The organism is Rathayibacter sp. AY1C1 (genome assembly GCF_002932105.1).
GTDB lineage: Bacteria > Actinomycetota > Actinomycetes > Actinomycetales > Microbacteriaceae > Rathayibacter.
Window position 1 is genome coordinate 26,846 of the sequence record NZ_PSWH01000002.1, and the last position, 20,748, is coordinate 47,593.

Consider the following 20,748-nt stretch of genomic DNA (forward strand, 5'->3'; position numbering starts at 1 on the left):
TTAGCGGTCTCCTTCGGTGGGGTCGGTGGGCTCCGCCGCCCGGCGCGTCTGAGCGTCGAGGCGGGTGCCGGTCACCATGCAGTACGTCCACAGCGCCACGAAGGCGGCGCCGATCACGTACATGATCGGGACCAGCAGGCCCGAGGCCACGATAACGAACTGCAGCACCCAGCCGATGCGGAAGCCGACCGGCCGGTTCAGCAGGCCCAGAGTGGCGACGAGCGCGAGGCAGACCACCGCTCCCCCGACCAGCACGATCACGGGATCGGCCGCCTTCAGCCCGAAGGCCACCAGGGTGGCGAGGAAGACGATGACCGCCTCGAAGCCGAGCACGATCGAGCCGAGGCTCTCCCGGACGGTCCGCGAGCGCCGCGGGCGCCCGGCCCTCACGCGCCCAGCCAGTTCTCGTCGCGGGCCGCGGTGATCGTGCGGCCGACGAGGGTGATCGAGCCCGTGACCAGCAGGGCGCCCTTGTCGGTGCGCGCCGCGAGGACGCGACCGGCCGTGAGAGCACCCAGCGGGTCGTCGGCGACGCGGACCGCCTCCTCCGGGAACACGGTGCGGGCGAGCGCGGCGAGCTCCTCGGCGGGCATCGCCCGATCGCTCGGCGCCGTGGTCACGATCAGCTCGTCCACCACGGGGCGGAGCTCCCGGAGGATCCCCTCGGCGTCCTTCTCGGCCAGCACGCCGAGGACGGCCGTCACGCGGTCGAAGTCGAAGTAGCGGCCGAGAGCGGCGGCGAGGGACGCGGCACCGTGCGGGTTGTGCGCCGCGTCGACGACGGTGCGCGGAGCGAGTCCGACGAGCTGCAGGCGCCCCGGGGAGGTCGCGGCGGCGAAGCCCTCGTCGAGGACGTCGCCGGTGAGCTCCTGCGTCCCGCCTCCCAGGAAGGTCTCGACCGCGGCGACGGCCACGGCGGCGTTCTCGGCCTGGTGGTCGCCGAAGAACGGCAGCAGCAGCTGCTCGTACGTGGTGACGAGTCCCCGGACGGTGACGACCTGGCCGCCGACGGCGACGGTCGTCGACTCGACGTCGAACTCCGCCCCCTCGACGACGATCGTCGACTCGGTGGCCTCGGCCGCGTGCCGCAGCACCGCCTCCGCCTCCGGGACCTGCCTCGCGGAGACCACCGAGGCGAGCGGCTTGACGATGCCCGACTTGGTGCGCGCGATCTCCTCGATCGTCGAGCCGAGGCGGTCGGTGTGGTCGAGGGCGATCGGCGTGAAGACGGCGACCTGCGCGTCGGCGACGTTCGTCGAGTCCCACTCGCCGCCCATCCCCACCTCGACGACGGCCACATCGACCGGCGCGTCGGCGAAGGCCGCGTAGGCCAGGACGGTGATCGCCTCGAAGAAGGACAGCGGCGCCTCGCCCTGCTCGGCCAGCTCGGTGTCGGTCATCCGCAGGTACGGCTCGACGTCCTGCCAGTTGTCGGCGAGGCTCCGGTCCGAGATCGGCTCTCCGTCGATGACGATGCGCTCGTTGAAGCGCTCGAGGTGCGGACTGGTGAACAGGCCCACCCGCAGCCCGTGGGCGCGCAGCAGGCTCTCGATCATCCGGCTGGTCGAGGTCTTGCCGTTGGTTCCGGCGATCTGGATCACCGGGTAGGCGCGCTGCGGGTCGCCGAGGATCTCGACGGCGCGCCGGGTCGGAGCGAGGCGCGGGCGGACGCTCGCCTCGCCCAGGCGCTCCAGCAGCGCGGCGTAGACGGCGTCGGCGGCCGCGCGGTCGGCGTCGTCCGGCTCGAACGGATCAGACATCGGCGGCCTCGACCTTCTCGACGCGGATGATGGCGGTGCCCGCGGGGCCGAAGGCGATCGCGCCCTCGCCGCCCTCGAGAGCCGTGGTGAGCGGAGTGAACGCGCATCCGGTCGCGAGGGTCTCCTCCGCGATCCAGAGCGCGTGCGGCTCGAGCGCCTGCAGGCTCGGCTCGTCGAGCACGACCTCCAGGACGATCCGGTCGCTGACCTCGAACCCGGCCGCCTTGCGGGCGTCCTGCACCGCGCGGATGAGGTCGCGGGCGAGCCCCTCCGCTTCGAGCTCGGGGGTCGTCGCCGTGTCGAGGAGCACGAAGCCCCCGCGCGGGAGCAGGGCGATGGCGCGGTCGTCGCCGGCCGAGCCGCCGACCTCGAGCGTGAGCTCGTACTCGCCCTCGACCAGCTCGACGCCGCCGGCGGTGACGACGCCGTCCGTCTCGCTCCAGTCGCCGGCCTTGGCGGCCCTGATCACGGTCTGCACGCCCTTGCCGAGCCGGGGCCCGGCGGCGCGCGCGTTGACCGCGAGACGGGAGGTGACGCCGTAGTCGGCGGCGCTGGAGTCGACCAGCGGCACCAGCGACACCTCCTTCACGTTCAGCTCGTCGCGGAGGATCGCCTCGAACGGCGCGAGCTCGGCGGCGTCGGCGACCACCACGGTCAGGCGCGCGAGCGGCAGGCGGACGCGGAGCCCGGCCTGCTTGCGGAGGGAGAGCGCGGTGGACGAGATGCCGCGGACCGCGTCCATCGCGTGCACGAGCGCCGGGTCGGCGGGGAACTCGTCCGCCTCCGGCCAGTCGGTGAGGTGGACGCTGCGGCCGCCGGTCAGGCCCTGCCAGATCTGCTCCGTGACGAGAGGCAGGAGCGGGGCGGCGACGCGGCACACGGTCTCGAGGACCGTGTAGAGCGTGTCGAACGCCTCCGATCCGCGGCCGTCCTCGTCGACGCCCTGCCAGAAGCGGTCGCGGGAGCGGCGCACGTACCAGTTCGTGAGCACGTCGCTGAAGTCGCGGAGCGCGGCGGCCGCGAGCGTGGAGTCCAGCGCCTCGAGCCGGCCGGTCACGGTCTCGACCAGATCGCGGGTCTTGGCCAGCAGGTAGCGGTCGAGGACGTCCTCGGAGCCTGTGCGCCTGGTCGCCTCGTAGCCGCCGCCCGCCGAGGCGTTGGCGTAGAGGGAGAAGAAGTACCAGGTGCTCCACAGCGGCAGCAGCACCTGGCGGACGCCCTCGCGGATGCCCTCCTCCGTCACGACGAGGTTGCCGCCCCGGAGGACCGGGCTCGACATCAGGAACCAGCGCATGGCGTCGGAGCCGTCGCGGTCGAAGACCTCGGCCACGTCCGGGTAGTTGCGCAGCGACTTGGACATCTTCTGCCCGTCGTTGCCCAGCACGATGCCGTGGCTGACCACGTTGCGGAACGCCGGGCGGTCGAAGAGCGCGGTGGAGAGCACGTGCAGCGTGTAGAACCAGCCGCGCGTCTGCCCGATGTACTCGACGATGAAGTCCGCCGGGTTGTGGGTGTCGAACCAGTCCGCGTTCTCGAACGGGTAGTGCACCTGGGCGAAGGGCATCGATCCGGAGTCGAACCAGACGTCGAGGACGTCGCTGATCCGGCGCATCGTCGAGCGCCCGGTCGGGTCGTCGGGGTTCGGGCGGGTCAGCTCGTCGATGAACGGCCGGTGCAGGTCGTCCGGGCGCACGCCGAAGTCGCGCTCCAGCTCGTCCAGCGAGCCGTAGACGTCGATCCGCGGGTACTCCGGGTCGTCGCTCTTCCACACCGGGATCGGCGAGCCGAAGTAGCGGTTGCGGCTGATGGACCAGTCGCGCGCGCCCGAGAGCCACTTGCCGAACTGGCCGTCCTTGACGTTCTCGGGGACCCAGGTGATCTCCTGGTTGAGCTCCTCCATGCGGTCGCGGATCGCGGTGACGCGGACGAACCAGCTCGAGACCGCCTTGTAGATCAGCGGATTGCGGCAGCGCCAGCAGTGCGGGTACGAGTGCTCGTAGCTCGCCTGGCGGAGCAGCCGGTGGCCCGCGCGCAGGAGCTGCGTGAGGGGCTTGTTCGCGTCGAAGACCTGGAGGCCGGCGACCTCGCTGATCTGCGGCAGGAAGCGGCCGCCGTCGTCGACCGAGATGATGACGGGGATGCCCGCCGCCTCGCAGACCTTCTGGTCGTCCTCGCCGTAGGCGGGCGCCTGGTGCACGATGCCGGTGCCCTCGCTGGTGGTCACGTAGTCGGCGACGAGGATGCGCCACGCGTTCTGCGTGCCCCAGGCCTCGGTGTCCGCGTAGTGGTCCCAGAGGCGATCGTAGCTGATCCCCTCGAGCTCGGAGCCCCGGTGGGTGCGCGAGACGGCGGCCAGGGCCGACTCCGCGTCCGGATAGCCGAGGTCCTTCGCGTAGGCGCCGACCTGGTCGATGGCGAGCAGGTACTCGGCCGAGAGCTCGCGCTCCTCGGGCTCGCCCCTGCCGTCGGCCGCGCCGTTCGGGCCGGCGGGGACGACCGCGTACTCGATGTCGGACCCGACGGCGAGCGCGAGGTTCGTCGGCAGCGTCCACGGCGTCGTCGTCCACGCGAGAGCGCGGACCGCCGTCAGCTGGAGCGCCTCCGCCGTCTCGCCGACCAGCGGGAAGGTGACGGTGACCGTCTGGTCCTGGCGCATCTTGTAGACGTCGTCGTCCATCCGCAGCTCGTGGTTCGAGAGCGGCGTCTGGTCGCGCCAGCAGTACGGCAGCACGCGGTGGCCCTCGTAGGCGAGGCCCTTGTCGTAGAGCTGCTTGAACGCCCAGATCACCGACTCCATGAAGGTGGGGTCGAGCGTCTTGTAGTCGTCGTCGAAGTCGACCCAGCGCGCCTGGCGGGTGACGTAGTCCTGCCACTCCCCGGTGTAGCGCAGCACCGACTCCTTCGCGGCGGCGTTGAAGGCCGCGACGCCCATCTCCTCGATCTGGGACTTGTCGGTGATGCCGAGCTGCCGCTCCGCCTCGAGCTCGGCGGGCAGGCCGTGGGTGTCCCAGCCGAAGCGGCGGTGCACCTGCCGTCCGCGCATGGTCTCGAAGCGGGGGAAGACGTCCTTGGCGTAGCCGGTGAGGAGGTGCCCGTAGTGCGGCAGGCCGTTGGCGAACGGCGGGCCGTCGTAGAAGACCCACTCCGGCGCTCCCTCGCGCTGCCGGATCGACTCCTGGAAGGTGTCGTCCGCCTTCCAGTACGCGAGCACGCGCTCCTCGATCTCGGGGAAGCGCGGCGACGGGGACACGCCCCGGCCGAACGCGGAGCCCTCGGCGGGCTCGGCTCCGTGCGGGGTGGGCGGGGTCAGGGGGTAGGTCACGTGCGGTCTCCTGGCAGTGCTGCTGGTCTGCACGAGGACGGCCCGCCCGGATCTCAGACCCCGGGCCGGGTCGCGGTACCACCTCGCTTGGACCGGTCGGCCGGTCGCTCCCGGAGGAGTGCCCGCTGACGCGTTCCCACTCGATCGGCTGTCACGGGCCGCACCCGTCCGGGTCTACTGGGCGCAGGCCGGAGCCGGCGCCGTTCTTCCGGAGACTCACCGGTGATGGCCGGGTCGAAGTCGTCCGGCGCTATCCTAGCGCGTCGGGGGAAGCGGAGCAGGAGCGGTTCATGGTGCGAGGAGTGCAGCGCGGACGGCCCCGCGCGTCGTCGCGCTCCATGCTCGAGGACGCCGCACTGGACCTCTTCGTCGAGCAGAGCTACGCGGGCACGACGATCGAGCAGATCGCCCAGCGGGCGGGGGTCTCGCGCAACACCTTCTTCAACTACTTCGAGTCCAAGAGCGACGTCTTCTGGGTGCTGGTCGACGACCGGCTGGCCGAGCTCCCGGAAGCGCTGGCCGAGACGGCGGCAGAGGCGCCGGTGATGGACGCGCTCGGCGACGCGCTGCTCGCGATCGGCTCCGGCTTCGGACCCGCGACGGTGCCGTGGGTGCTCACCCAGTCCGAGATGATCGGCAGCGTCCACGAGCTGCAGGCGTCGGCCCTCGGCCGCCTCGCCCGGCAGGCGGCCGTCATCGCCCGCTTCGTGGAGGAGCGGAGCGCGCGCCCGCTGCCCTCGCACCTCTCGCGCGCCATCGCCTACGCGAGCGTCGGAGCCGCGGTGGCGGCCGTGCAGGCGTGGGCCGCGGCGGGCCCCACCCGCGGCGAGCTCGTGCCCTATCTCGACGAGGCGCTCGCGCCCGTCCGCGCCGGCTTCACCCCCGTCGTCGACTGACCCGGCTCCCGCCGCTCCGGTAGAATCGGCGCGGCCGGCGGGCGACTCGCCCCGGAGCCCCCATCCAGGCACCATCACCACCGACACGGTGCCGCCCATAGCGAACCGGAGCATCATGACCCTCGCCGACCGCCTCCCCGCGAAGCCCGCCCTCGAGGGCCTGGAGGGCACGTGGGGCCTCCGCTGGCAGACCGACGGGACCTACCGGTTCGACCGCACCGGCCTCACCCGCGCCGACGTCTACTCGATCGACACCCCGCCGCCCACCGCGTCCGGGTCGCTGCACATCGGGCACGTCTTCTCCTACACGCACACCGACGTCGTCGCGCGGTTCCAGCGGATGCGCGGCAAGAGCGTCTTCTACCCGATGGGCTGGGACGACAACGGCCTGCCCACCGAGCGCCGCGTGCAGAACTACTACGGTGTGCGCTGCGACCCGACGCTCCCCTACGAGCCCGGCTTCACGCCTCCGTTCGAGGGCGGCGACAACAAGAGCAGCAAGGCCGCCGACCAGAAGCCGATCTCGCGCCGCAACTTCGTCGAGCTGTGCGAGCGCCTCACCGTCGAGGACGAGAAGCAGTTCGAGGACGTCTGGCGGGCCCTCGGCCTGTCCGTCGACTGGTCGCAGAGCTACCGGACCATCGGCGACGAGTCGCAGGCCGCCTCGCAGCGCGCCTTCCTCCGCAACCTCGCCCGAGGCGAGGCCTACCAGGCGCAGGCCCCGACGCTCTGGGACATCACCTTCCGGACCGCCGTCGCCCAGGCGGAGCTCGAGGACAAGGACCAGCCCGGCGCCTACCACCGCCTCGGCTTCCACCGCGAGGGCGGCGAGGACGTCTTCATCGAGACGACCCGTCCCGAGCTGCTGCCCGCCTGCGTCGCCCTCGTCGCGCACCCCGACGACGAGCGCTACCAGGCGCTGTTCGGCACCACCGTCCGCACGCCGCTCTTCGACGTCGAGGTCCCGGTGCTCGCGCACCACCTCGCGCAGAAGGACAAGGGCTCGGGCATCGCGATGATCTGCACCTTCGGCGACATCACGGACGTGGTCTGGTGGCGCGAGCTCGACCTGCCGAACCGCGCGATCATCGGCTTCGACGGCCGCCTGATCTCGGAGGCTCCCGCCGCGATCACGAGCGACGCGGGCCGCGCCGCCTACGAGCAGCTCGCCGGCAAGACCGTCTTCTCCGCGAAGCAGGCCGTCGTGGCGCTGCTGAAGGAGTCCGGCGAGATGGTCGGCGACCCGCGCCCCATCACGCACCAGGTCAAGTTCTTCGAGAAGGGCGACAAGCCGCTCGAGATCGTGTCGACCCGCCAGTGGTACATCGGCAACGGCGCTCGCGACGCGGTGCTCAAGGAGCGCCTGCTGGAGCTCGGCCGCGACGTGCGCTTCGTGCCGGAGTTCATGCGCGTCCGCTACGAGAACTGGGTGAACGGCCTCTCCGGCGACTGGCTGATCTCGCGCCAGCGCTTCTTCGGCGTGCCGATCCCGGTGTGGTACCCGCTCGACGGCGACGGCAACCCCGTCTTCGACTCCCCGATCGTGCCGGACGAGGCGGCGCTGCCGGTGGATCCCTCCAGCGACCCGGCCCCCGGCTACACGGAGGACCAGCGCGGAGCGGCGGGCGGCTTCCAGGGCGAGCTCGACGTGATGGACACCTGGGCGACCTCCTCGCTGACCCCGCAGCTCGCGGGCGGCTGGGAGCGGGACGACGAGCTCTGGCAGCTGGTCGCTCCCTACGACCTGCGCCCGCAGGGCCAGGACATCATCCGCACCTGGCTCTTCTCGACCCTCCTGCGCTCGCAGCTCGAGGACGGCCGCGCCCCGTGGAGCACGGCGACCGTCTCCGGCTTCATCGTCGACCCCGACCGCAAGAAGATGTCGAAGTCGAAGGGCAACGTGGTCACGCCCGCCGCGATGCTCGAGCAGCACGGCTCGGACGCGGTCCGCTACTGGGCCGCCTCCTCGCGCCTGGGCACCGACGCGGCCTTCGACCCGCAGAACCCGACGCAGATCAAGATCGGCCGCCGACTGGCGATCAAGATCCTCAACGCGGCGAAGTTCATCCACGGCTTCCCTCTCGCCGAGGGCGCCGAGGTCACCGACCCTCTCGACCTCAGCATGCTGGCCACCCTCGCCACCGTGGTCGCCGACGCGACGACGGCGCTCGAGAACTACGACCACGCCCGCGCCCTCGAGACGACGGAGGCGTTCTTCTGGACGTTCTGCGACGACTACCTGGAGCTGGTGAAGGAGCGCGCGTACAGCGAGGACGGCGCGTCCGCCGCGGCCGCCCTGCACCGGGCGCTCGACGTCCTCCAGCGCCTGTTCGCGCCGTTCCTGCCGTTCGCGACGGAGGAGACCTGGTCGTGGTCGCACGACGACTCGGTGCACCTGCGCCCCTGGCCGGCCGTCGAGGGCCTGGGCGGCGACCCCGCCGTCCTGGCCGCGGCGAGCTCCGTCCTCACGGCCATCCGGCGCGCGAAGACCGATGCGAAGGCCTCGCAGAAGACGCCGGCCCGCTCCGCCCTGGTGACGGCGCCCGCCGAGCTCGTCGCGTCTCTCCGACTCGCCGCGGGAGACCTCGCGGCCGTCGGCAGGATCGCGACGCTCGACTTCGCCGAGGGCGACGCCCTCGCGGTCGGCATCGAGCTCGAGACCGAGGCGTAGCGCCGCTCCCGGGAGGCGGGAATGGTCCCGCCTCCCTCCCCACCGTCGAGAGGACCCCTCCCATGCAGCTCGGAACCCGCTGGTCGGTCGGCCAGGTGCCGCCGCAGACCCTCCCCGAGATCGTCGTCACCGCCATCGGCGACGTCGAGGGCGAGATCACCGCGGCCGGCACGGCGACCGCCGACTGGCGCTGGACGCTCACCTGGCTCGAGGGCAGGCCCGTCCTCGAACTCGACGACGGCACGACGATCACCTACCGCCCCGACGAGGACGCTGCCTACATCACGCAGCCGCAGGGCCGCGTGGAGGGCGAGGACGACGACTGGGGCTGACGCCCCTTCGCGGCGCGGTCGTCGAGTCCGGTGAGCGCGCGCGTCCTGCGATCCTGAGCCGGAGCCCTCTCTCCCCGCTCGAGCTCTAGGCTCGCAGGATGAGCGCTCCCGATCCCGTCGCCGTCCTGCTCGAGCCGAGCGGACTCCCCCACGGGCTCCCCTACTTCGCCGCCGTCGACCCCGAGGCCTACCGCCCGGCGTTCCTCGAGGCCCTCCGCCGGCACCGCGCCGAGATCGACGCGATCACCGGCGCCTCCGAGCCGCCGACCGTCGAGAACACCCTCGTCGCCCTCGAGCGGGCGGGCCGCGAGCTGCGCCGGGTGAGCGCCGTCTTCTTCACCGTCGCCGCCTCCGACCGCACTCCGCTCACCGACGCTCTGGAGGCCGAGCTCGCTCCGCTGCTCTCGGCCCACAGCGATGCGATCAGCCTCGACCCGCGCCTGTTCGCCCGGCTCCGCACCCTCGCCGAGCAGTCGTCGGAGCTCGACCTCGACGCCGAGACGGCCTACCTCCTCGAGCGGAGGATCACCGGGTTCGAGCGCTCCGGTGCGCTCCTCGACGCCGCGGGGAAAGCACGGCTCGGCGAGCTGAACGAGCAGCTCTCGACCCTGACCACGCGTTTCGAGAAGGACCTGCTCGCCGAGTCGAACGACCGGGCGGTCCTCCTCGAGGACGTCGCCGGCCTCGACGGGCTCGACGAGTCCGACGTCTCGGCCGCCGCGCGCGCCGCCGCCGACCGCGGCGTCGACGGCTGGCTGATCACCCTGCCCCTCTACTCCGGCCACCCCTGGCTCGCGCGTCTGCGCGACCGCGGCGTCCGCGAGCGCGTCCTGCGCGCCTCTGTCGGCCGCGGTGCGGAAGGCGGGCCGCACGACACCACCGCGACCCTGCAGCGGATCGTCGCGCTGCGGGCCGAGCGCGCAGCTCTGCTGGGCGCGGCCTCGCGCGCCGAGTTCGTGATCTCGGGCCAGACCGCGGGCTCGCCGGAGCGCGTCCTGTCGCTGCTGCGCGAGCTCGCCGCTCCCGCCGCCCGGAACGCGAGGATCGAGCTCGAGCGGATGCAGGCCTCCGCCGACGCCGAGCAGGACGCCGCCGGAGCGCCGCGCTTCACGATCGAGGCGTGGGATCGCGCCTACTACGAGGAGCGCGTGCGGTCGGAGAGCTACTCCGTCGACTCCAGCGCACTGCGTCCCTTCTTCGAGCTGGAGCGGGTGCTCCAGCACGGCGTGTTCGCCGCCGCCACCGGTCTCTACGGCGTCCGCTTCTCGGAGCGGAGCGACCTGGCCGGCTACAGCGAGCACGTCCGCGTGTTCGAGGTGCACGAGGAGGACGGGACGCCGCTGGGCCTGTTCCTGCTCGATCCCTTCACCCGCGACTCGAAGCGCGGCGGGGCGTGGATGAACTCCCTGTCCAGCCGCACCTCGCTGCTCGGCGACTCCGCCGTCGTCGTGAACAACCTGAACCTGTCGGCTCCGGGCGCGGGCGAGCCCGCCCTTCTCAGCCTCGACGAGGTGGAGACGCTGTTCCACGAGTTCGGGCACGCCCTGCACGGCCTGTTCGCGAGCACGCGGTACCCGCGCTTCGCCGGTACCGCGGTGTTCCGGGACTTCGTCGAGTTCCCGAGCCAGGTGAACGAGACGTGGGTGCGCCGCCCCGGGCTCCTCGCCGAGTACGCCCGCCACGTCGAGACCGGCGAGGCCCTGCCCGCGGGGACCGTCGAGCGCCTCGAGGCGTCCGCGCTGTGGGGCGAGGGCTTCGCGACGAGCGAGTACCTGGCGTCCGCCCTGCTCGACCTCGCCTGGCACTCCCTGCCGGCCCCGGTCGAGCCGCGCGACGCGGCCGCCTTCGAGCGCGAGGTGCTCGACGGCGCGGGCCTCCTCCTCCCCGCCGTGCCGCCCCGCTACCGCAGCACGTACTTCGCGCACGTCTTCTCCGGCGGCTACTCCGCGGGCTACTACTCCTACGTCTGGAGCGAGATCCTCGACGCGGACACGGTCGAGTGGTTCGAGGAGAACGGCGGCCTCGACCGCTCGGCGGGCGAGCGCTTCCGCCGCGGGGTGCTCGAGCTCGGCGGCTCCCGCGATCCGCTCGACGCGTACCGCGCGTTCCGCGGGCGGGATGCGCGGACCGAGCCGCTGCTCGCGCGCCGCGGCCTCCTCTAGCGGCGCCGGGGGACGAGCCAGGCGAGGAGGACGAGTCCCACGACCAGGCCCCAGAACGCCGATCCGATCCCCGCGATGGTCGTGCCGGAGGCGGTAACCAGGAGCGTCGCCGCCGCCGGCAGCCGCAGCCGCGCGTCCTCCACAGCGGCCTGCACCGCCGACACGAACACCCCCAGCAGCGCCAGACCGGCGACCGCCTCGATCAGCAGCGGGCTCGCGGAGGACACCAGCGCGGCGGCCGCTCCGGCGAACACGCCCAGCACGAGGTAGGAGGCGCCCGCCGAGACCGAGGCGACCCAGCGCTGCTCCGGCCGCGGCGAGGCCTCGGGACCCGCGGTCAGCGCGGCGCTGAGCGCGGCGTAGTTGATCGGCACGCCGCCGAAGATCGCCGAGACCCCGGAGAGAGCACCGGTCGAGACGATCCCGGGACGCGAGTGGGCCGCGAAGCCGAAGCTCGTCAGCACCGCGATGCCCGGGATGTTCTGCCCGGCCATGGTGACCACGTAGAGCGGCAGGCCGATCCCGACCATCGCTCCGATCTCGAACACCGGAGCGACGAACTGCGGCACGGGGAGCAGCGGTGCACCGGCGAGTGCCGCGCCGTCCGTCACGATCAGCAGCACGATCGCCAGGGCGATCGCGGCCGGCACCGCCCAGCGGGGCAGGAGCCGCAGGAGCAGCAGCCAGAGCAGGATCACCGGCAGCGCGAGCGCGGGGATCTCGACCGCCGCGCGCACCGGCGCCAGGACGAGCGGGAACAGGATGCCCGCGAGCATGGCGTTCGCGAGCGGCCGCGGGATGCGCGCGACGAGCCTCCCGAGCGCCGGCCACAGCCCGGTGACCACCAGCAGAGCGGAGGCGACCAGGAACGCCCCGACCGCGCGGTCGAAACCACCGGGGAGCGTCGCTGTCGCGGCCAGCAGGGCGGCTCCCGGCGTGCTCCAGGCGAAGGTCATCGGCACGCGGTAGCGGATGCTCAGCACGATGCAGAGGACCCCCTGCAGCACGCAGACGGCGAGGAGGCCCGACGCGGCCTGCACGTCGGTGGCGCCCACCGCGACCACCCCGGCGAGCACGATCGCGAACGAGCTCGAGAAGCCGGTCAGGGCGGCGACGATCCCGGCGAGCAGCGGCTGGACGATGGCGGAGCCTCCCGGAGGATCGACCGGCACCGAGGCGACCGGACGCGCCGTCGGCGCGCTCCGCCAGGTTAGGGAAACGAGAGCGCCTCGCCGGACGATCCGCCGGGCCAATCGCGGTGAACTGGCAGAGCGGGGCGGGGAGCGACTAGGCGCTCTTCTCCTGGCGACGGGGAGCGTGGGGGACGATCGTCGGGGCCGCGTTGTCGAGCACCGCGGCGCGGGTGACGACGACGCGCGCCACCTCGTCCGAGGAGGGCACCTCGAACATGATCGGGCCGAGCACCTCCTCGAGGATCGCGCGCAGTCCGCGGGCGCCGGTCTGGCGGAGGACCGCCAGGTCCGCGATGGCCTCGAGAGCGCCCCGGTCGAACTCGAGCTCGACGCCGTCGATCTCGAACATCCGCTGGTACTGCTTCACGAGTGCGTTGCGCGGCTCGGTGAGGATCTGCATGAGCGCGACCTGGTCGAGCTGCGTGACCGTCGTCACGACGGGGAGGCGCCCGATGAACTCGGGGATCAGCCCGAACTTGTGCAGGTCCTCCGGGAGGACCTCGCTGAAGATGTTGATCTCGTCTTCCTTGTTGTGCAGCGGGGCGCCGAAGCCGATGCCGCGCTTGCCCGCCCGCGACGAGATGATGTCCTCGAGCCCGGCGAAGGCGCCGGCGACGATGAAGAGGACGTTCGTCGTGTCGATCTGGATGAACTCCTGGTGCGGGTGCTTCCGCCCGCCCTGCGGGGGCACGGAGGCGACGGTGCCCTCGAGGATCTTGAGCAGTGCCTGCTGCACTCCCTCGCCCGAGACGTCGCGCGTGATCGAGGGGTTCTCGGCCTTCCGCGCGATCTTGTCGACCTCGTCGATGTAGATGATGCCGGTCTCGGCACGCTTGACGTCGTAGTCGGCGGCCTGGATGAGCTTGAGGAGGATGTTCTCGACGTCCTCGCCGACGTAGCCCGCCTCGGTGAGGGCCGTGGCGTCCGCGACGGCGAAGGGCACGTTGAGGCGCTTCGCGAGAGTCTGGGCGAGGTAGGTCTTCCCGCATCCCGTGGGGCCGATGAGCAGGATGTTGCTCTTGGCGATCTCGACCTCGTCGTGGATCGCGTCGGCGGCGGTGATGGTGTTGCGGGCGCGTACGCGCTTGTAGTGGTTGTACACGGCGACGGCGAGGGCCTTCTTGGCCTGCTCCTGCCCGATCACGTACTCCTCGAGGAAGCCGAAGATCTCCTTCGGCTTCGGGAGGTCGAACTCGTGGCTCGTCTCCTCGCTCGACTCGGAGAGGCGCTCCTCGATGATCTCGTTGCAGAGCTCGACGCACTCGTCGCAGATGTAGACGCCCGGTCCCGCGATGAGCTGCTGGACCTGCTTCTGGCTCTTGCCGCAGAAGGAGCACTTCAGCAGGTCGGCGCTTTCGCCAATACGTGCCACGGGGATGCCCCACTTCCTTGTCGTGCGTCTGTCGTGCGTCGGTCGGTCGTGCAACGGAGCCCGGAGCTCCGGCCGGTGCGAGCGGGACGAGCCCCCTGACACTGCTCCGAGCCTAGCCGCTGAGCCGCGAGGGCTCGGCAGGCGGGCCGGATTCGCCGTGCCTTGCGCCTCGTGAGGCGCTTTGCTACGGCGACGGAGGACGCAGAGAGGGGCCGGGCGGCGGATCGCTCCGCCACCCGGCCCCTCCCGGACGCCCTACGCCGTGAGAGCCGGGAGGCTCTTGCGGCTGGTGAGCACCTGGTCGATCAGCCCGTACTCGAGCGCGTCGCTCGCGCCGAGGATCTTGTCGCGGTCGATGTCCTTCTTGACCTGCTCGATCGAGCGGTTCGAGTGGTGCGACAGCGTCTCCTCGAGCCACTCGCGCATACGCATGATCTCGGCGGCCTGGATCTCGATGTCCGAGGCCTGGCCCCCGCCCTGCTGCACGGCGGGCTGGTGGATGAGGATGCGCGCGTTCGGCAGCGCGAGGCGCTTGCCGGGCGTTCCCGCGGCGGTGAGCACGGCGGCGGCCGAGGCGGCCTGGCCGAGCACGACCGTCTGGATGTGCGGGCGGATGTACTGCATCGTGTCGTAGATCGCCGTCATCGCGGTGAAGGATCCACCGGGCGAGTTGATGTACATGACGATGTCGCGGTCCGGGTCCTGGCTCTCGAGCACGAGGAGCTGGGCCATGATGTCGTCCGCGGAGGCGTCGTCGACCTGGACGCCGAGGAAGATGATGCGGTCCTCGAAGAGCTTGGCGTACGGGTCCTGGCGCTTGTAGCCGTAGGCCGTGCGCTCCTCGAACGTGGGGAGGATGTAGCGCGAGGACGGTGCGGCTCCGGAGCCGAACGCCGTTCCGCCGAAGGTGGGTGTGGTCATTGTCTGTTCCTGATCTCTCGGCGCGTTCGCTGGACTACTCGTCGATGGCGGTTCCGCCACCGCCGGCCACGTCGGTCGCCGACGAGCGGATGTGGTCGACGAAGCCGTAGGCCAGGGCCTCCTCGGCGCTGAACCAGCGGTCGCGGTCGCCGTCCTCGTTGACCTGCTCGACGGTCTTGCCGGTCGCCTTGGCGGTGATCTCGGCGAGGCGCTTCTTCATGTCGAGGATGAGCTGCGCCTGGGTCTGGATGTCGGAGGCCGTGCCGCCGAAGCCGCCGTGCGGCTGGTGGAGGAGCACCCGCGCGTTCGGGGTGATGTAGCGCTTGCCCTGGGTTCCGGCGGTGAGGAGCAGCTGGCCCATGGAGGCCGCCATCCCGATGCCCACGGTCACGATGTCGTTCGGGACGAACTGCATCGTGTCGTAGATCGCCATGCCCGCGGTGATGGAGCCGCCGGGCGAGTTGATGTAGAGGTAGATGTCCCGCTCGGAGTCCTCGGCTGCCAGGAGCAGGAGCTTCGCGGCGATCTCGTTCGCGTTCTCGTCGCGCACCTCGGAACCGAGCCAGATGATCCGGTCCTTGAGCAGGCGGTCGAAAACACTGTTGGGCATAACCATGTCGGCCATGTATTGCTCCGTTTCAGTTGTCGCTTCGGAGGCGAATCTATCGGACGCCGCCAACCCGATCCGGCCGTGTTCGCCCGGGGCGGAGCGGGAGTCGCCCGTGTTCGCCCGGGGCGGACCGGAGCCCCCCCAACGAGAGGAGCCGCCCTCCGACGGATCGGGGGGCGGCTCCTGACGTGCTCGCGGCGACTACTCCGCGGCCGGGGTCTCCTCGGCGGGAGCGGCGGCCTTCTTCTTGGCCGGCGCGCGCTTCTTCTTGGGGGCCGGGGCGGGCTCCTCCTCGGCGGCGGGCTCCTCGGCGACGGGCTCGGCGGGGACCTCGGCGTCGGCGTCGGCCTGAGCCTCCTCCGCGACCTCGGTCTCGTCCGAGGCGACGGCCTCGTCGGAGGCCTCGACGGCCTCGTCGTCACCGGGGACCGCGGTGAACGCGGTCAGGTCGACGGCGTTGCCCTCGGTGTCGGTGACCTTCGCCTTGCCGAGGACGATCGCGAGCGCCTTGTTGCGGGCGACCTCGCCGACCATCTGGCCGATCTGGTTGTTCTCGGACAAGATCTTGATGAACTCGTTCGGCTCCATGCCGTACTGCGCCGCACCCTGGATGAGGTACTGCGTGAGCTCGTCCTGGCTGACCTGGACCTTCTCCTGCTCGACGACGTGGTCGAGGAGGATCTGCGTCTTGAAGGTCTTCTCGCTGGCCTCCTTGACCTCGGCGCGGTGCTCGTCGTCCTCGAGGCGGTTCTCGCCCTCGAGGTGGCGGTGCACCTCGTCCTCGACGAGACCGGCGGGCACGGGGACCTCGACGAGGGCGAGCAGCGCCTCGACGAGCTTCTCGCGGGCCTCGCCGCCCTGGCCGAAGGTCTTCTGCTGAGCGGCCTGCTCCTTGAGCGACTCGCGCAGCTCGGCGATGGTGTCGAACTCGCTGGCGATCTGCGCGAAGTCGTCGTCGGCCTCGGGGAGCTCGCGCTCCTTGACGGCGGTGAGCGCGACGGCGATCTCGGCCTGCTCGCCGGCGTGGTCGCCGCCGAGCAGCGGAGCGGTGAACGTGGTGCTCTCGCCCGCGGTGAGCGAGTCGAGCGCCTCGTCGATGCCCTCGATCAGCTCGCCCGAGCCGAGCTCGTACGAGATGGCGTTGGCGGTGTCGACCTCGACGCCGTCGATGGAGGCGACCAGGTCGATCTGCGCGAAGTCGCCGGTCTTCGCCGGGCGGTCCACGGTGACCAGGGTGCCGAAGCGGCTGCGGAGCTTGTCCAGCTCGGCGTCGACGTCGGCGTCGGTGACCTCGGCCGCCTCGACGGTGAGGTCGATGCCGTCGTAGTCCGGGACGGTGATCTCGGGGCGCACGTCGACCTCGATGGCGAGCTCGAGGTCGCCGGTGAAGTCCTTGTCGCTCGGCCAGGCGACGATGTCGGCCTGCGGGCGGCCCAGGGGGCGGACCTCGGTCTCGCGGACGGCCTCGCGGTAGAAGCCGTCGAGGCCCTCGTTGACCGCGTGCTCGAGCACCGCGGCCTTGCCGACGCGCTGGTCGACGATGGCGGGCGGGACCTTGCCCTTGCGGAAGCCGGGGACGTTGATCTGCTCGGCGATGTGGCCGTAGGCGTGCGTGATGCTGGGGCCGAGCTCGTCCGGGGTGACCGAAATCGCGAGCTTCACGCGGGTCGGGCTCAGCTGTTCTACCGTGGTCTTCACGTGAGGGGATCTCCTGTGCTGGTTGGTGTCGGCGCCGGATGACGGTCGTCACGGGTCGATGTCGTCACGATGAGTACTCGTGGTCGGGGCGACAGGATTCGAACCTGCGACCTCCCGCTCCCAAAGCGGGCGCTCTAGCCAAGCTGAGCTACGCCCCGGATGCGCGGGCCTGGGCACCGTGCGTGAGACTCTCGTCGAGCCGTCCCCGCACGTGCGCTTGCGCGACACGCCGAAATGGCCTTCGCAAGTGTACTGCACCGCGGCAGCGGCGACCGGAACCGCGCGGCGGAGGACGACCGGGGTGTCCACGGTGCTCGCGCGATGTACTACGCTGTCCTGGTGCCCGGTCGAGAGACCCGGTCGCACCGGTTCGCGGTCGTCAGACCAGCGATTCGGGGCTGTAGCTTAGTGGTAAAGCCTCTGTCTTCCAAACAGATGATGCGAGTTCGATTCTCGTCAGCCCCTCTCCTCTCGAAGAGCCCCGGATGTCCGGGGCTCTTCGTCGTTCCAGGCGTGCTCAGCCGACCGCGCCGCGGTGCTCCTCCGTCAGGGCGAGGTACGAGGCGGCGTTCCGGCGGATGCCCTCGCGCTCCTCCTCCGTCAGCTCCCGCCGGACCCTCCCGGGGACGCCCGCCACGAGCGAGCCCGGCGGGACGACCGTCCCCTCGAGGACGACGGCGCCCGCGGCGATCAGCGAGCCGGTGCCGATGACGGCCCCGTTCAGGACGGTCGCGCTCATGCCGACCAGCACGTCGTCCTCGAGGGTGCAGCCGTGCAGCACGGCGTTGTGCCCGACCGAGACTCCGGCGCCGATGACCGCGTCGTAGTCGGCGTCGACGTGGACGACGACGCCGTCCTGGAGGTTGCTGCCGGCGCCGAGCTCGATCCGCGCGTGCTCCGCGCGCAGGACGGCGCCGTACCAGACGCTCGCCCGCTCCCCCAGGCGCACGGAGCCGATCACGGTGGCGCCCGGAGCGACCCACGCGGTGTCGGCGATCTCCGGGGCGCGTCCCCCGGTCAGGGCGAGGACGCGGGCGCCCTCCGCAGGACTCGACGGCATCGGGTTCTCCTCTTCTCCGGTGGTCAGCGCCCGGCGCGCAGGAAGGCGAGGACCGCCAGCACCCGCCGGTGGTCGGAGCCCGAGTCCTCGAGCCCGAGCTTCTGGAAGATCGCGGTCACGTTCTTCTCCACGGCGCCCACGCCGACGAAGAGAGCGGAGGCGATGCCCGCGTTCGTGCGCCCCTGGGCCATCTGCTCCAGCACCTCCCGCTCCCGCGGGGTCAGCGAGGCGAGCGGGTCGCGGTTGCGCTGCAGGAGCGAGGCGACGACCTGCGGGTCGAGGACGGTTCCGCCCGCTGCGACGCGCTCGACGGCGTCGCGCAGCTCCTCCACGGAGGCGACCCGGTCCTTCAGGAGGTAGCCGAGTCCGCCGTCGCCGGAGCCGAGCAGCTCCTGCGCGTAGGTGACCTCGACGTACTGGCTGAGCAGCAGGACCGACACCTGCGGGTAGCGCCGGCGGATCTCCAGCGCCCCGCGGACGCCCTCGTCGCGGAAGGTCGGCGGCATCCGGACGTCGAGCACGGCGACGTCGACGCCGGCCGGGTCCCGCGCCAGATCGGCGAGCAGGGCGTCCGCGTCCCCGAAGGCGCCGACGGAGGCGAACCCCGCGTCCTCGAAGAGGCGGACCAGGCCCTCGCGCAGGAGGACCGAGTCCTCGGCGATGGCGACTCGGATCACGGGCACGCCCTCAGGATAGGACGGCCGGGAGGTAGGGGACGTGCACCCCGACCGTGGTCGGCCCGCCGACCGGCGACTCCACGCTCAGGATCCCGCGCAGGCCCCGGACGCGCCCGCCCACCCCCTCGAGACCGTGACCGGCGACCGGCGACGCCCCGCCGACTCCGTCGTCGACCACCCAGGCGTCGAGCCAGCGCTCCCCCGGAGTGCCGGAGTCGCGGGTGTCGAGATGCACCCGCACCGATCGGGCACCGGAGTGCTTGGAGACGTTGGCGAGCAGCTCGGCGACGACGAAGTAGACGCTGCGCTCGACCTCGGGCGGCACGTCCGCCACGGGGTGCTCGGTGAGGACCTCGACCGGCACCGGGCTGAGCTCGGCGAGCGAGTGCACCGCCGCCTCGAAGCCCCGGTCCTGCAGGATCGGCGGCGCCACTCCGCGGGAGAGGGCGCGCAGCTCGTCGAGCGCGGCGCGCACGTGCTCGCGAGCCTCGTCGACCAGGCGGGCGGCGGACTCCGGGTCGGCGGCGAGTCGGTTGCGGGCCGAGGCCAGGTCCATCTGCACCCGGATCAGGCGCTGCTGCGGGCCGTCGTGGATGTCGCGCTCGAGCCGGCGCAGCGCGCGGTCCTCGGCGGCGACGGCTGCGCCGCGGGAGGCGCTCAGCTCGGCGACCTCGCGCTGGAGCGCCTCCGACTCCCACGGGCCGAGCAGGAGACGGTCGACCAGCCAGTGCAGGAGGGAGAGGCCGCGGGTGGCGAACGGCAGGGTCGAGACGAAGAGGACGGTCGTGGCGACCGTCGCCGCGGCGACCAGTCCCGCCGGAGGCTGCGGGGCGCCCAGCAGAGCTGCTCCGCTCTCGGCCAGCAGGCGGGCCGGACCGGGGGCCCCCGTGAGCGCGGCGGCCACCGTGCCCGGGCCCGCCCAGGTCCACAGCGCGAGGAGCAGTCCGGACAGCAGCGCGAGCACCGGAGCCACGACGAGCGTGTGCAGGAGAGCGAGCCAGTAGTGCCCGTCGATCACCGGACCGTAGAGGGCGAAGGTCGAGGGAGTGACGGCGGAGGGCGGTCGCCGCCACTGCGGCCGGGGGACGGCGGGCCGTCCGGCCAGCACGTCGAGGCCGACGGCGGCCCGCGAGAAGAAGCGCGCCGTGTAGAGGGCGGCGGGCAGGAACACCAGGCCGATCAGGACTCCGACGAGCCCGAGCGCGACGGCCAGCGCGACGCCGGCGCAGAAGGCGCCGAGGAGCGCGACCGGGATCGCGGCCACCAGCGCGAGCACCTCCCGGGGCAGTCCGCGCCAGAGCCGGAGGTAGGCGCGCGAGGCCTCGCCGAGGGCCGTCGATGCTCCGCTCATCCGCGCCTCCTGTCCGCTCCCGCCGCCGCCGCGACCCGGTCGAGCGTACCGGCGGCACGGCTCCGTGCACCCGGGGGGAAGCCCCCGTGACGCCCCTCCGCGACAGAGGTGAGCCTGTCCTTCACCGGACTGAGCCGAGCCTGCGCTTCCTTGCGGCGCCGAGGGATCTGCGTACTGTTGACGATCAGTCACCCCCTCTCGAAAGGACCAGACGATGTCCACCACGTCCGTCACGTCGCTCACCTCGTCGAACCCGGATGTCGCATCCGGAGTCGCCCAGTTCCTCAGCCCCGTCGTCGTCGAGATGACCGCGCTCGCCGTCAACGGCAAGCAGGCGCACTGGCACGTCCGCGGCGCCAACTTCATCGGCGTCCACGAGCTGCTCGACGCGATCGTCGGCCGCGCCATCGAGTGGGCCGACCTCGCCGCGGAGCGCGTCGTCGCCCTCGGCCTCCCGGTCGACGCCCGCATCCAGACCGTCGCCTCGGCGACGCAGTCCGAACCCCTCACCCCCGGCTTCCAGCGCTCCGAGAACGCGATCGTCGAGATCATCCGCCAGATGGACGTCGCCATCGCGACCGTCAACACGGCGATCGCCGAGCTCGCCGAGATCGACGCGAGCAGCCAGGACGTCGCGATCGAGATCGGCCGCGGCCTCGAGAAGGACCGCTGGTTCCTCTTCGCCCACGTCAGCGAGAGCTGAGCACCACGCCTCGACCGGCC

General features: G+C 71.9%; 16 protein-coding genes and 2 tRNA genes. 6 read left to right on the plus strand and 12 right to left on the minus strand.

Annotation, left to right across the window (positions count from 1 at the left end; genetic code table 11):
• From C5C71_RS01325 to ileS, 3 genes are read right to left on the minus strand one after another with little or no spacing between them, the layout of a single operon-like run.
• Positions 1-390 carry a DUF4233 domain-containing protein gene (locus C5C71_RS01325; RefSeq protein ID WP_258060376.1) on the minus strand — a complete coding sequence of 130 codons (390 nt, stop codon included), beginning with the start codon at positions 388-390 and terminating at the stop codon, positions 1-3.
• Positions 387-1,760 carry a folylpolyglutamate synthase/dihydrofolate synthase family protein gene (locus tag C5C71_RS01330; RefSeq protein ID WP_104336984.1) on the minus strand — a complete coding sequence of 458 codons (1,374 nt, stop codon included), beginning with the start codon at positions 1,758-1,760 and terminating at the stop codon, positions 387-389. Before C5C71_RS01330 ends, C5C71_RS01325 begins: the two co-directional genes overlap by 4 nt.
• A complete protein-coding gene (ileS, locus tag C5C71_RS01335) occupies positions 1,753-5,070 on the minus strand; it encodes an isoleucine--tRNA ligase (RefSeq protein WP_104337061.1) in 3,318 nt (1,105 codons plus the stop codon). Before ileS ends, C5C71_RS01330 begins: the two co-directional genes overlap by 8 nt.
• Before the next feature lie 302 nt (positions 5,071-5,372).
• Between ileS and C5C71_RS01340 the strand changes: the two genes are divergently transcribed.
• From C5C71_RS01340 to C5C71_RS01355, 4 genes are all read left to right on the plus strand, one after another.
• Positions 5,373-5,978 carry a TetR/AcrR family transcriptional regulator gene (locus tag C5C71_RS01340; RefSeq protein WP_104223688.1) on the plus strand — a complete coding sequence of 202 codons (606 nt, stop codon included), beginning with the start codon at positions 5,373-5,375 and terminating at the stop codon, positions 5,976-5,978.
• A gap of 115 nt (positions 5,979-6,093) precedes the next feature.
• The gene (gene valS / locus C5C71_RS01345) at positions 6,094-8,649 is read left to right on the plus strand and encodes a valine--tRNA ligase (RefSeq protein WP_104336985.1); all 2,556 of its coding nucleotides are present in this window, start codon (positions 6,094-6,096) and stop codon (positions 8,647-8,649) included.
• Between the two features lie 62 nt (positions 8,650-8,711).
• Positions 8,712-8,981 carry a hypothetical protein gene (locus C5C71_RS01350; protein ID WP_104336986.1) on the plus strand — a complete coding sequence of 90 codons (270 nt, stop codon included), beginning with the start codon at positions 8,712-8,714 and terminating at the stop codon, positions 8,979-8,981.
• Between the two features lie 98 nt (positions 8,982-9,079).
• Positions 9,080-11,143 (plus strand): M3 family metallopeptidase, encoded by a 2,064-nt coding sequence (locus C5C71_RS01355; RefSeq protein WP_104336987.1) that lies wholly within the window; start codon positions 9,080-9,082, stop codon positions 11,141-11,143.
• On the opposite strand, the gene C5C71_RS01360 is transcribed toward C5C71_RS01355, so the two are convergent.
• The 6 genes from C5C71_RS01360 to C5C71_RS01385 all read right to left on the minus strand — a co-directional run bounded on the left by C5C71_RS01360 (position 11,140) and on the right by C5C71_RS01385 (position 17,095).
• Entirely contained in the window at positions 11,140-12,315 is a 1,176-nt protein-coding gene (locus C5C71_RS01360) for a benzoate/H(+) symporter BenE family transporter (RefSeq protein WP_104226726.1), read from the minus strand. The genes C5C71_RS01355 and C5C71_RS01360 overlap by 4 nt on opposite strands.
• Positions 12,316-12,430: 115 nt before the next feature.
• Positions 12,431-13,708 (minus strand): ATP-dependent Clp protease ATP-binding subunit ClpX, encoded by a 1,278-nt coding sequence (clpX, locus tag C5C71_RS01365; protein ID WP_104223693.1) that lies wholly within the window; start codon positions 13,706-13,708, stop codon positions 12,431-12,433.
• A gap of 255 nt (positions 13,709-13,963) precedes the next feature.
• Positions 13,964-14,629, minus strand: a complete 666-nt coding sequence (locus tag C5C71_RS01370) for an ATP-dependent Clp protease proteolytic subunit (RefSeq protein ID WP_068253282.1) — start codon at positions 14,627-14,629, stop codon at positions 13,964-13,966.
• Between the two features lie 34 nt (positions 14,630-14,663).
• Positions 14,664-15,254: an ATP-dependent Clp protease proteolytic subunit gene (locus tag C5C71_RS01375; RefSeq protein ID WP_097165884.1), complete on the minus strand. Its 591-nt coding sequence runs from the start codon at positions 15,252-15,254 to the stop codon at positions 14,664-14,666.
• A gap of 186 nt (positions 15,255-15,440) precedes the next feature.
• On the minus strand, positions 15,441-16,937 hold the full coding sequence (tig, locus tag C5C71_RS01380; protein ID WP_104336988.1) for a trigger factor: 1,497 nt from the start codon (positions 16,935-16,937) through the stop codon (positions 15,441-15,443).
• An 80-nt stretch (positions 16,938-17,017) separates the two neighbouring features.
• Positions 17,018-17,095, minus strand: a tRNA-Pro gene (locus tag C5C71_RS01385).
• Positions 17,096-17,331: 236 nt separating this feature from the next.
• On the opposite strand from C5C71_RS01385, the gene C5C71_RS01390 reads away from it, so the two are divergent.
• Positions 17,332-17,402, plus strand: a tRNA-Gly gene (locus tag C5C71_RS01390).
• A 52-nt stretch (positions 17,403-17,454) separates the two neighbouring features.
• Here C5C71_RS01390 and C5C71_RS01395 read toward each other — a convergent pair.
• From C5C71_RS01395 to C5C71_RS01405, 3 genes are read right to left on the minus strand one after another with little or no spacing between them, the layout of a single operon-like run.
• Positions 17,455-17,997: a gamma carbonic anhydrase family protein gene (locus tag C5C71_RS01395; protein ID WP_104226728.1), complete on the minus strand. Its 543-nt coding sequence runs from the start codon at positions 17,995-17,997 to the stop codon at positions 17,455-17,457.
• 23 nt (positions 17,998-18,020) lie between these two features.
• On the minus strand, positions 18,021-18,680 hold the full coding sequence (locus C5C71_RS01400) for a response regulator transcription factor (RefSeq protein ID WP_104223696.1): 660 nt from the start codon (positions 18,678-18,680) through the stop codon (positions 18,021-18,023).
• Between the two features lie 4 nt (positions 18,681-18,684).
• Positions 18,685-20,025: a histidine kinase gene (locus C5C71_RS01405; protein ID WP_104288243.1), complete on the minus strand. Its 1,341-nt coding sequence runs from the start codon at positions 20,023-20,025 to the stop codon at positions 18,685-18,687.
• Positions 20,026-20,239: 214 nt separating this feature from the next.
• Here C5C71_RS01405 and C5C71_RS01410 point away from each other — a divergent pair, with 214 nt between their 5' ends.
• The gene (locus C5C71_RS01410) at positions 20,240-20,728 is read left to right on the plus strand and encodes a Dps family protein (protein WP_104226731.1); all 489 of its coding nucleotides are present in this window, start codon (positions 20,240-20,242) and stop codon (positions 20,726-20,728) included.
• Positions 20,729-20,748: the final 20 nt, after the last annotated feature.

Bases quoted from the DNA above. Each gene is read 5' to 3' on its own strand.
- C5C71_RS01395 (WP_104226728.1), bottom strand. From the start codon at position 17,997: ATGCCGTCGAGTCCTGCGGAGGGCGCCCGCGTCCTCGCCCTGACCGGG.
- C5C71_RS01340 (WP_104223688.1), top strand. From the start codon at position 5,373: ATGGTGCGAGGAGTGCAGCGCGGACGGCCCCGCGCGTCGTCGCGCTCC.
- C5C71_RS01410 (WP_104226731.1), top strand. From the start codon at position 20,240: ATGTCCACCACGTCCGTCACGTCGCTCACCTCGTCGAACCCGGATGTC.
- valS (WP_104336985.1), top strand. From the start codon at position 6,094: ATGACCCTCGCCGACCGCCTCCCCGCGAAGCCCGCCCTCGAGGGCCTG.
- C5C71_RS01350 (WP_104336986.1), top strand. From the start codon at position 8,712: ATGCAGCTCGGAACCCGCTGGTCGGTCGGCCAGGTGCCGCCGCAGACC.
- C5C71_RS01370 (WP_068253282.1), bottom strand. From the start codon at position 14,629: ATGACCACACCCACCTTCGGCGGAACGGCGTTCGGCTCCGGAGCCGCA.
- C5C71_RS01355 (WP_104336987.1), top strand. From the start codon at position 9,080: ATGAGCGCTCCCGATCCCGTCGCCGTCCTGCTCGAGCCGAGCGGACTC.
- C5C71_RS01330 (WP_104336984.1), bottom strand. From the start codon at position 1,760: ATGTCTGATCCGTTCGAGCCGGACGACGCCGACCGCGCGGCCGCCGAC.
- C5C71_RS01375 (WP_097165884.1), bottom strand. From the start codon at position 15,254: ATGGCCGACATGGTTATGCCCAACAGTGTTTTCGACCGCCTGCTCAAG.
- C5C71_RS01405 (WP_104288243.1), bottom strand. From the start codon at position 20,025: ATGAGCGGAGCATCGACGGCCCTCGGCGAGGCCTCGCGCGCCTACCTC.